Annotated in this window: 1 protein-coding gene and 1 pseudogene; both read right to left on the bottom strand. The window is 36.9% G+C overall.

Going from position 1 to position 1,092, the window contains the following annotated elements; all coding sequences use genetic code 11:
- Window positions 1-274 precede the first annotated feature (274 nt).
- Complete coding sequence (locus ACS8FD_RS16365; protein ID WP_439276620.1) at window positions 275-682, bottom strand: acyl-CoA thioesterase; 408 nt, start codon at window positions 680-682, stop codon at window positions 275-277.
- Between the two features lie 193 nt (window positions 683-875).
- Window positions 876-1,092 (bottom strand): annotated as a pseudogene (locus tag ACS8FD_RS16360) (fatty acid--CoA ligase); the annotation flags it as partial.

Here is a 1,092-nt window from a genome sequence, read left to right as displayed (position 1 = left end):
GCCATTGGTGACAAGCTCTATTGCTTGTGCTTGTACACATGCTCCCAAGACAGCCAAACCAAAAGACAACTTTTTGATATAAAGCATGATCTACACATTCCTTGTGTTGTTTTAAAATTCATTTAAGTTAATTTAAATCCCTTTAAATCTCTATTGTTACCGTATTTTTTAACCCTATAAATACCAGCACTATCTCCTTATAAAAAAATTACCTCCTAATTTAGTTGAACTTCACAGTTTAGTTGAACTTCACAGTTTAGTTGAACTTCACAGTTTAGTTAAAACTTTCAAAAGCGTTGATCGCGGCTTTTTTGGTCTCATCAATGTTTTTCTTTTGTCCAGTAGTTTTATCAAGATATACCAGCACTGACTCACCGCTCGCGACGATAGTATTCATAGCCGTACTATAATAGGTATATTCATGAATCACACTGGCATTGCCAATTTTCTTGACTCGAACCCCAATCCATAAGGTATCAGGATAAATCACTGGCTTAAAATATTGACAGGAAGACGCTGCCATGACTGAAAAGGTGTTTTCGTTAAATAGATTTAATTGAGTGTTATAGTAAATACGAGCGTTTTGGGCATAAGTGTAATAGACCACATTATTAACATGGCCAAAGAAGTCCATATCGCCCCACTCTACTTGCTGAGAATAAACAACTGCAAAACCATGCATGGGATGGTGTTTATCTTTATTCAGCGTCTCTTGTATTTCTGGTAATATCGCTACAGCCTTCGTAGTTCTCTCTTCTAGTTATGCTAATGAGCGTAGGTGTTATTAACCAACGTTTAACCAACGTTTAACCAACGTTTAACCAACGTTAAAATTATCAGTAAGCTCATATATTTTTTGCAATTATCGCTATGGGTTAAATCAATTTTTCTGTGTACATCATGCGCATCTTTTTCTTATCGAGCTTACCCACACTGGTTTTCGGCATTTCTATTAAAAATTTTATTTCACTTGGCACGCCATACTTTGGTAAATAGCCCTTCTCAACCGCTTGATGACCTATCGCTAAAATAGCCTCCGCTTTGGTATCGGCATGCTCAGGTTTTAAGACTACTAACGCTAAAGGGCGCTCG

This window comes from Psychrobacter sp. 1U2, from assembly GCF_051847575.1.
The sequence above is the reverse complement of the archived record's forward strand: the minus strand, read 5'-3'. Positions and strand labels throughout refer to the sequence as shown.

What these genes read in the sequence shown, in the direction of transcription:
- ACS8FD_RS16365 (WP_439276620.1), bottom strand. Translation starts at nt 682, where the DNA reads ATGCATGGTTTTGCAGTTGTTTATTCTCAGCAAGTAGAGTGGGGCGAT.